Annotated in this window: 11 protein-coding genes and 1 pseudogene; 9 read left to right on the forward strand and 3 right to left on the reverse strand. The window is 63.6% G+C overall.

Annotated elements, in window-relative coordinates:
* The first annotated feature begins 31 nt into the window (after positions 1 to 31).
* Positions 32 to 205: a hypothetical protein gene (locus ACIQ17_RS26965; protein ID WP_398472402.1), complete on the forward strand. Its 174-nt coding sequence runs from the start codon at positions 32 to 34 to the stop codon at positions 203 to 205.
* A 222-nt stretch (positions 206 to 427) separates the two neighbouring features.
* Entirely contained in the window at positions 428 to 1,027 is a 600-nt protein-coding gene (locus ACIQ17_RS26970) for a hypothetical protein (RefSeq protein WP_398472403.1), read from the forward strand.
* On the opposite strand, the gene ACIQ17_RS26975 is transcribed toward ACIQ17_RS26970, so the two are convergent.
* Genes ACIQ17_RS26975 through ACIQ17_RS26985 form a run of 3 tightly spaced genes read right to left on the reverse strand, consistent with a single transcriptional unit; the run spans position 1,024 to position 3,573 of the window.
* Complete coding sequence (locus tag ACIQ17_RS26975) at positions 1,024 to 1,413, reverse strand: carboxymuconolactone decarboxylase family protein (RefSeq protein ID WP_398472404.1); 390 nt, start codon at positions 1,411 to 1,413, stop codon at positions 1,024 to 1,026. The genes ACIQ17_RS26970 and ACIQ17_RS26975 overlap by 4 nt on opposite strands.
* Before the next feature lie 9 nt (positions 1,414 to 1,422).
* Positions 1,423 to 2,202, reverse strand: coding sequence for a 3-oxoadipate enol-lactonase (gene pcaD / locus ACIQ17_RS26980; protein WP_398472405.1), 780 nt, complete (start codon positions 2,200 to 2,202; stop codon positions 1,423 to 1,425).
* An 18-nt stretch (positions 2,203 to 2,220) separates the two neighbouring features.
* Entirely contained in the window at positions 2,221 to 3,573 is a 1,353-nt protein-coding gene (locus ACIQ17_RS26985; protein ID WP_398472406.1) for a 3-carboxy-cis,cis-muconate cycloisomerase, read from the reverse strand.
* Between the two features lie 181 nt (positions 3,574 to 3,754).
* Here ACIQ17_RS26985 and ACIQ17_RS26990 point away from each other — a divergent pair, with 181 nt between their 5' ends.
* The 7 genes and pseudogenes from ACIQ17_RS26990 to ACIQ17_RS27020 all read left to right on the forward strand — a co-directional run.
* Positions 3,755 to 4,201: a CoxG family protein gene (locus ACIQ17_RS26990; protein ID WP_398472408.1), complete on the forward strand. Its 447-nt coding sequence runs from the start codon at positions 3,755 to 3,757 to the stop codon at positions 4,199 to 4,201.
* A 221-nt stretch (positions 4,202 to 4,422) separates the two neighbouring features.
* Positions 4,423 to 4,908: a (2Fe-2S)-binding protein gene (locus tag ACIQ17_RS26995; protein ID WP_398472409.1), complete on the forward strand. Its 486-nt coding sequence runs from the start codon at positions 4,423 to 4,425 to the stop codon at positions 4,906 to 4,908.
* A 56-nt stretch (positions 4,909 to 4,964) separates the two neighbouring features.
* The gene (locus ACIQ17_RS27000) at positions 4,965 to 5,771 is read left to right on the forward strand and encodes an FAD binding domain-containing protein (RefSeq protein ID WP_398472410.1); all 807 of its coding nucleotides are present in this window, start codon (positions 4,965 to 4,967) and stop codon (positions 5,769 to 5,771) included.
* A gap of 37 nt (positions 5,772 to 5,808) precedes the next feature.
* Entirely contained in the window at positions 5,809 to 6,714 is a 906-nt protein-coding gene (locus ACIQ17_RS27005) for an AAA family ATPase (RefSeq protein WP_398472411.1), read from the forward strand.
* A 106-nt stretch (positions 6,715 to 6,820) separates the two neighbouring features.
* Positions 6,821 to 8,038: a VWA domain-containing protein gene (locus ACIQ17_RS27010; RefSeq protein WP_398472413.1), complete on the forward strand. Its 1,218-nt coding sequence runs from the start codon at positions 6,821 to 6,823 to the stop codon at positions 8,036 to 8,038.
* A gap of 10 nt (positions 8,039 to 8,048) precedes the next feature.
* The gene (locus ACIQ17_RS27015; protein ID WP_211909372.1) at positions 8,049 to 8,372 is read left to right on the forward strand and encodes an XdhC family protein; all 324 of its coding nucleotides are present in this window, start codon (positions 8,049 to 8,051) and stop codon (positions 8,370 to 8,372) included.
* Between the two features lie 2 nt (positions 8,373 to 8,374).
* A pseudogene (locus ACIQ17_RS27020) lies at positions 8,375 to 8,622 on the forward strand (XdhC family protein); the annotation flags it as partial.

The following is an 8,622-nucleotide window of genomic DNA, read 5'->3' on the forward strand; positions in this document are numbered from 1 at the left end:
CGTTGGATGGTTCAACAAAGGAGAAGGATGAATGTCCAAACGCCAGCAGAACCAGAGCCAGAACAATCAGGGCCAGCAGACCCAGAACCCCGGCCAGAACATGGGCCAGCAGCAGGGTGGGCAACAGCAGGGCCAGCAGCGCCCCGGCCAGCAGCAGGATCCGAGCCGGCAGGGCAACCCGCCAGGCCAGCCGCAGCAGCGCTAGAATGAGAGAGGGGTGTTCTCAGCGCCCCTTGGAAGAGCCCCGCCGAAAGGCGGGGCTTTTCTTTTGACAAGTTGCAAACTGCCCGCGAGACGGCGTTTTCCCGAGGATCTCGAAATTAAGGTTAACAGATGGTTTACGTTGTCGCTTTGGCGGCCGCGGCGTTAGCTCTTCGTCAACCATACCGGCTCGCATGCGAGTCGCACGCGAGGCGATGGACGGCGCATGGCAGAGAGCAGCATTTCCCAAGGCCCTGTTGTTCAGGACAACTGGTCCGCAAAAGGTTCATTCCAGAGCTGGCGCATCAGCACCTTCGTCGGCGCGCTGGTGGCTTGCTATTTCATTCCGACCTGGACCCTCCTGGCGTTCCGCATCATGGTCTCGCCGATCCAGGGATTTTACGAGCGCTCGAACATCTCGCTGGCGCTGTTTCTCAACGATTATCTGCAGCTCTCGAGCTTCGGCACCATGCGCTATGCATGGCTGCTTGCGATCGCCAAGCTGACGGTGGTGGCCTTCTTCGCCGTGTTCCTCGTCTTCATCACGCAGCCGAAAATCCGCAAGTCGGGCGGCTGTGACGAGGCGTTGGCCATGGCACTTGCCATCGGCGGCGCGATGTCATTCGCCGGCATGATGATGGCGTCGACGGTCGGTGAACTGACCTCCATGCGGCTGCACATCACCGAACTGCTGATGTTGCTCGGCGTGGCCATCGTCATGGTCGTCGAGCCGCCATTGCGTCAGAACGGCAGCAGTGAAGTGCTCGATCCCGGTCAGCCCGGCAACGCGGCCAATGACGCGCTGCCGGCGCAGAAGGTCGCCTAGACCGCGAGCCCCAGTTCCTTGATCACGGCACCGGCTTCCTTGGTGGCGTGATTGGCGGCCGGCACGCCGCAATAGATCGCCTGCTGCAGCAGGATTTCCTTGATGTCGTCCGGCGTGAAGCCGCCCTCGCTGAGCGCTGCGCGCACATGCATGCGGAATTCGTCCCACTGGCCAAGCGCCAGCATGGTGCCGATCACCAGCACGCGCCGCGTGCGGTCATCGAATTGCGGCCGTGTCCAGATCTCGCCCCACGCGTAACGTGAGATCAGATCAAGGAAGTCGGCATTGAAGCTGTTCTTGCCGGCGGCGGATTTATCGACCCAGGCATCGCCGAGAATTTTTCGGCGTTTTGCGGTGCCTTTCTCGGCGCGTTGCTGTTCGTCCATGGTGATACCTCAGCGCTGCGTCAGGAAGCCGACCACGGCTTCGGTGAAGGCGTGGCTCTGCTCCACATTGGAAATATGCGCGGCATCCAGCAGCGTCATGCTGGCGCCGGGGATGTTGGCGCGGATGAATTCGCCGGCAGCCACCGGCGTTGCATTGTCCTGCTTGCCGGCGATCACCAGCACCGGACTCTTGATCTTCGGCAGAAGCGCGCGCTGGTCGAGGGTGCTGAGCGCCTCGCAGGCGGCAAGATAGCCTTCCACCGGCGTCGCCAGCAGCATCGCTTTCATCTTGGCAGTCGCTTCCGGCTCGCGTTCGCGGAAATCGGCGGTGAGCCAGCCACCGATCACGGCATCTGCCACCGATGCAATGCCGGCTTCGCGGACCGCCTTGATGCGGTTGTGCCAGTTGGTCGGGTCCGGATAGTAGCAGCTGGTATTGGCGAGGATCATCTTGTTGAAGCGATCCGGCGCATTGGCACCGAGCCATTGCCCGACCATGCCGCCCATGGACAGGCCGCACCAATGCACCTTGTCGATGTTGAGATCGTCGAGGATGGCGAGTACATCCTTGCCGTAGCGCTCCATCGATACCGGACCATTCATGCCCGATTTGCCGTGGCCGCGGCGATCGTAGCGGATCACGCGAAAGAGTTTTGAGAGCGCCGACATCTGTGGCTCCCACATGGCCATGGTGCAGCCGAGCGAATTCGACAGCATCAGGGTCGGCCCGCTGTCGCGGCCTTCGACGGAGACATTGAGCAGGCAGCCGTCGGCATCGATCATGGGCATGGGAAAACTCCGTCGTTCTTAGGTCTTGAGTGAGGTCAGCAGACGATCGATCAGGGCCTGCGAGGCGCCTTGATAGTCCATCGGCTCGAACAGTTTGGCGATCGCGTCCGCGCTGAGCTGCGCCGCCACCTTCGGGTCGGCAGCCAGCACGTCGCGCAAATGCTTCTTCTCCGCGGCGGCCTTCTTGCTGGCCGCCTCCACGAGATGGTGGGCATCGCTCTTGCCGAGCTTTTCCGCCAACGCAAAGGTCACGGCCTCGGCCATGATCAGGCCGTGCGCGGTGTCGAGATTGCTGCGCATCTTCGCAGCATCGACCTCGAGTCCTTCGGCGATATCGACTATGGCGGCGAGGGCGCCGGAGGTCACTAGCAGCAGCGAGGGTAGCGTCGGCCATTCCGCATGCCATGGCCCGGCGCTGCGTTCGTGATCCTGCACCTGCGCCGCGAAGATCGTGGCCGCGAGATTCGGTGCCATGGTCGCGGCACCAAGCGCAGAGGCCGAGGCGACCGGATTGCGCTTGTGCGGCATGGTCGACGAACCGCCACGGCCTTCGCCCGAGGGTTCGAAGGCTTCGCCCACATCGGTCTGCATCATCAGCGACACATCGCGCGCGATCTTGCCGCAGGTGCCGGACAGGATGGCGAGCACGGACGCCATGTCCGCAATGCGGTCACGATGGGTGTGCCAGGGAGCATCCGGCAGCGGCAGGTCAAGCTCGGTCGCCAGCTGCTCCGCCACGGCAAGCCCGTTGTCGCCAAGCGCGGCCAGTGTGCCGGCGGCGCCGCCGAATTGCAGCGCGAGGCCTTCGGCGCGAAGCCGGGCAAGGCGCTGGCCTGAGCGGTGCAAGGCCGAGGCGTATTCCGCGAGCTTGAGCCCGAAGGGCATCGGCAGCGCATGTTGCAGCCAGGTGCGCGCGACGACCGCCGTATGGCGATGTTGCTCGGCCAGCCTTGCGAAGCCTAGAACGGCGCGGTCGCAGTCGGCCAGCAGCGCGTCGATCGCGGCACGCAGGCTCAGCATGGTTGCGCTGTCGATCACATCCTGGCTGGTTGCGCCCCAATGCACATAGCGTGCGGCGTCCGGATCGGCCTTGGCGACCCGGGCCGTCAGGGCCTTCACCAACGGAATCGCGAGATTGCCCGACCGGGTTGCGGCGTCGGCCAGCGCGGTCATGTCGAACTGATCAGCCCGGCACGCGGCTTCGATGGCGTCCACGGCGGCGGCAGGAATCACGCCCACGGCTGCTTCCGCCCGCGCCAGCGCGGCCTCGAAATCCAGCATGTGCTGCAGTGTCGTGGCGTCGTCACAGATCGCGCGCATGGCGGCGCTCGATAACAAAGGTGCCAGAAGAGGGGAAAGGGCTGTGCTCATTGCGGCGGGACCCTAGCCATTCCCGATGGAGTCTCCAAGGGTTCTCGAAAGGTCGCGGCGACGCATGGCTGCTGCACTGCGAATAGGCAGCAGGGCGTTCGTTGGCCGGTCTTTCCTTTGCCCGATCTGTGCATTACTTGGGATGAGCCTCTTTTGACCCGAAACATGCAGGAGATTGCCCATGGCCATGACGATGAGCGGCGAAGTACAGCTGGCCGCGAGCCGCGAAGTGGTGTGGGAGAAACTCAACGATCCCGCCGTGCTGAAGTCCTGCATTCCCGGCTGTGAGGAGCTCGAGACCACCGACGAGGGCGGTTTCCGCGCCACGGCAAAAATCAAGGTCGGCCCGGTCTCGGCCCGCTTCAAGGGCAAGGTGACGCTCAGCGATCTCGATCCGCCGAACGGCTACAAGATCTCCGGCGAGGGCGAGGGCGGTGTCGCCGGCTTCGCCAAGGGCGGCGCGACGGTCGCCCTTGCTGACAAGGATGGCGGCACGTTGCTGACCTATAATGTGGAGGCGCAGATCGGCGGTAAACTCGCCCAGCTCGGCCAGCGCCTGATCAACGGCTCGGCCAAGAAGATCGCCGACGAGTTCTTCAACAATTTCGCCAAGGCCGTGCAGGGCTGATTGCCCCGGCTGGCGCACGACTCACAGGCCGGTCCGGCGCTGGACCGGCCTTTTTGCATTCGCAGCAAAGTGATCACGCTCTGTTGAAGCAGCGTCATACGCGCATCCGGCCGCGTTCGCCCGCGGTTGCCGATGATGAACTTCGTCCATATGATGCGTTTGGAACGATTTTAAGAACCGTGCGGCCCCGCAATGGCACGCGCGGATGACAGAGAGTGCATATGGCAAAAGTCTCGATGATCGTGAACGGCAATCCCGTCGCCAAGAATATCGATCCGCGCACCCTGCTGGTGCAATTTTTGCGCGAAGAGCTGCGGCTGACCGGCACCCATGTGGGCTGCGACACCTCGCAATGCGGTGCCTGCGTCGTGCATCTGGACGGCAAGGCCGTGAAGGCCTGCACAACCCTCGCTGTGATGGCCGATGGCCATGAGGTGAAGACCATCGAAGGCCTCGCCGCCGATGGCGCGCCGCTGCATCCGATGCAGGAGGCCTTTCGCGAGCATCATGGTCTGCAATGCGGTTTCTGCACACCGGGCATGATCATGACCGCCATCGATATCGTCCACCGCAAGGGCCACGATCTCGAGGACCATGTGATCCGCGAAGAACTCGAAGGCAATCTGTGCCGCTGCACCGGTTATCAGAACATCGTGGCGTCGATCGCCGCGGGTGCCAAGGCGATGGAAAAGTCCGACCTGGCCTGACGACGTGACACGATAATCGCGAACAGCGCGCCCCAAGGATTGTTCAGGAATTCTCCATGTACGAATTCAAATATCATCGCCCGTCCACCGTGCGGCAGGCCGCCAATCTCCTCGCCAAGAACGAGGACGCAAAGCTGATCGCCGGCGGTCATACGCTGGTGCCGGTCATGAAGCAGCGTCTGGCGGCACCGCCGCATCTGGTCGATCTCTCCCATATCGAGGGGATCGACGGCATCGAGATCAAGGGCCGCGCGCTGGTGATCGGCGCGCTCGCTAAGCATGCGGATGTCGCCAGTTCTGCGACCGTCGCTGAAGCGATCCCGGCGCTGGCCGAGCTCGCTGCGCTGATCGGCGATCCCGCCGTGCGCCACAAGGGCACCATCGGCGGCTCGCTCGCCAATAACGATCCGACCGCGGATTATCCCGCCGCCGTGATGGCCATGGGCGCCACCATCGTCACCAACAAGCGCAAGCTGAAGCCGGAAGAATTCTTCCAGGGCCTGTTCACCACGGCGCTGGAGCCGGACGAGATCATCACAAAGGTCTCGTTCCCGCTGCCGAAGAAGGCCGCCTACCAGAAATTCCGCAACCAGGCCTCGCGCTATGCGCTGGTCGGCGTGTTTGTGGCGCGGCTGCCCTCCGGCGTGCGGGTCACCGTCACCGGCGCTGGTTCGGATGGCGTCTTCCGCGTCGAGGCCTTCGAGGAGGCGCTGAAGAAGCGGTTCTCGCCCAAGGCGCTGGATGGCATCAACGTCTCGCCCGATGGGCTCAACAGTGACTTGCATGGCAGCGCCGAGTATCGTGCGCATCTGATCGGCGTGCTGGCCAAGCGCGCGGTCGAAGCCGCCAACAACCGGGCCTGATTCGTCAGGCCTGAAAGCTATCGAGATAGGATCGTAAATGACTGCACCATCGGCGCTTCCCACCTCCGTCGATGGCATGCTCGATCTGCTCACCAAGCGCGGCTATTTCGCCGAACGCTCGCTGGCGACGGTGGCCTATCTGTCGCTGCGCATGGGGCGGCCGCTGTTTCTCGAAGGCGAGGCGGGTGTCGGCAAGACCGAGATTGCAAAGGTGCTGTCCGGCGCGCTCGGCCGCAAGCTGATCCGCCTGCAGTGCTATGAAGGCCTCGACGTCTCGTCCGCGGTCTATGAATGGAACAGCGCCTCGCAGATGATCGCCATCCGCCTGGCCGAAGCCGCCGGCGAGAGTGATCGCGATCAGCTCGCCAGCGACATCTTTGCCGACCGCTATCTCATCAAGCGCCCGCTGCTGCAGGCGCTGGAGCCGGACGTGAACGGCGCACCGGTGCTTCTGATCGACGAACTCGATCGCGCCGATGAAGCCTTCGAGGCCTATCTGCTGGAAATTCTCTCGGACTTCCAGGTCACGATCCCCGAACTCGGCACGGTGAAGGCGCCGGCACCGCCGATCGTCATCATCACCTCGAACCGGACCCGCGAGATCCACGACGCGCTGAAGCGGCGCTGTCTCTATCACTGGGTTGATTATCCCGCCGCTGATCGCGAACTGGCCATCGTGAAATCGCGCGTGCCTGGCATCTCCGCAAAGCTGTCGCAGCAGGTCGTGTCCTTCGTGCAGAAGCTGCGCGATCAGGATTTCTACAAATCGCCGGGCGTGGCCGAGACCATCGACTGGGCGACGGCGCTGACCGAACTCGACGCGCGCTCGCTGACGCCGCAGGTGGTGGGCGACACGCTGGGTGCGCTGCTGAAATATCAGGACGACATCCAGCGCATGCAGGGCGATGCGCTGGCGAAGGTGATCAAGGAAGCGACGGAATAACATTCGTCGTTCCGGGGCGCGCGGAGCGCGAACCCGGAACCTCGGAGTAGCTAGAACACCACGAGATTCCGGGGGGCGGTCGCGCAAGATGCGCGCCCGCCCCGGAATGACGGAGTTGGAATTGCCCATCGATCATCTCAATCCGCCAACCGGGCAGATGGCCGACAATGTCATTGGCTTTGCCCGCGCGTTGCGCAAAGCCGGTTTGCCGGTCGGGCCGGGAGCCGCGATCGACGCGCTGGACGCTCTGCAGCTGATCGAAATCGGCAAGCGTGCCGATGTCTTCACCACGCTCGAAGCCATTTTCGTCAAACGCCACGAACATGCGTTGATCTTCCAGCAGGCCTTCGACCTGTTCTTCCGCGCCGAGGAAGACTGGAAGCAAATGCTCGACAGCGTGCCGCTGCCGGATGATGCCAAGCGCAAGCCGCCGCCGGCCTCGCGCCGTGTACAGGAGGCGATGGCGCAGCCGTCCAAGGGCGAAGAGCGCGAGTCACCGCAGGAGCAGGAGATCAAGCTCTCGGTCTCCGATCGCGAGATCCTGCAGAAGAAGGATTTTGCGCAGATGAGCGCGGCGGAGATCGCCGAGGTCACCCGCGCCATCACCAATATGCGGCTGCCGCAGGCGGAGTTGCGTACCCGCCGCACCCGGCCGGACAAGAGCGGCGCGCGTCTCGATCTGCGCCGGACGCTGCGTGCCTCGTTGCGCACCGGCGGCGATATCGTCGATCTCCGCCGCCTCGGCCTGATCGACAAGCCGGCGCCCATCGTCGCGCTGCTCGATATTTCCGGTTCGATGAGCGAGTATACCCGCCTGTTCCTCCACTTCCTCCATGCCATCACCGATGCGCGCAAGCGCGTCTCGGTGTTCCTGTTCGGCACCCGCCTCACCAATGTCACCCGCGCGCTGCGGGCCCGTGATCCCGACGAGGCGCTGGCATCTTGCACGGCGTCGGTGGAGGACTGGGCAGGGGGCACCCGTATCTCGGCCTCGCTGCACAATTTCAACAAGCTGTGGGGCCGCCGCGTGCTCGGCCAGGGCGCCATCGTGCTGCTGATCTCCGACGGACTTGAACGCGAGGCGGATTCGCAGCTCGCTTTCGAGATGGACCGTCTGCATCGCTCCTGCCGGAAGCTGATCTGGCTGAACCCGTTGCTGCGCTTCGACGGCTTCGAGCCAAAGGCGCAGGGCATCAAAATGATGCTGCCCCACGTTGACGAATTCCGCCCGGTACATAATTTGACGTCCATCGACGGGCTGATCAAAGCGCTGTCGGCGCCGACCTCCGGCCATCACCGCCCGTTGATCCGTCCCGCTGCATGAGGAGAGTCTGATGCTCAATCGCGAAGAAGACATCCTGCAGGCCGCCGAAGCCTGGCAGAAGGCCGGCCATGGCGTGGCTCTCGCCACGGTGGTCGAGACCTGGGGCTCGGCGCCGCGCCCGGCCGGCTCCAATCTGGTCATCAATGATGACGGCACGTTTCTGGGGTCGGTCTCCGGCGGCTGCGTCGAGGGCGCCGTGGTCACCGAGGCGCTCGACGTGATCGAAAGCGGCAAGCCGAAATTGCTGGAATTCGGCGTGGCCGACGAGACCGCCTGGAATGTCGGTCTGTCCTGTGGCGGCACCATCCGCGTTTTCGTTGAAAAGGTAGGCTGATCGTGAAAACCGAGACACTGGCGCTGCTCAATGCCGAGCGCGCCGCGCGCCGGCCGGTGATCATCGTGACCGATATATCCGATGGTATACAACGCCTGGTGAAGGCGGTAGACTTCGCCGCCGACCCCTTGCATGCGGAGCTCACGAGGCAGCTACGCATGGGCAAGAGCGCCATGGTCGAGGTGAACGGCAAGAAGCAGTTTCTCAATGTCTATGCACCCACCGCAAAACTCGTGATCATCGGCGCTGT

The organism is Tardiphaga sp., assembly GCF_044340795.1.
GTDB lineage: Bacteria > Pseudomonadota > Alphaproteobacteria > Rhizobiales > Xanthobacteraceae > Tardiphaga.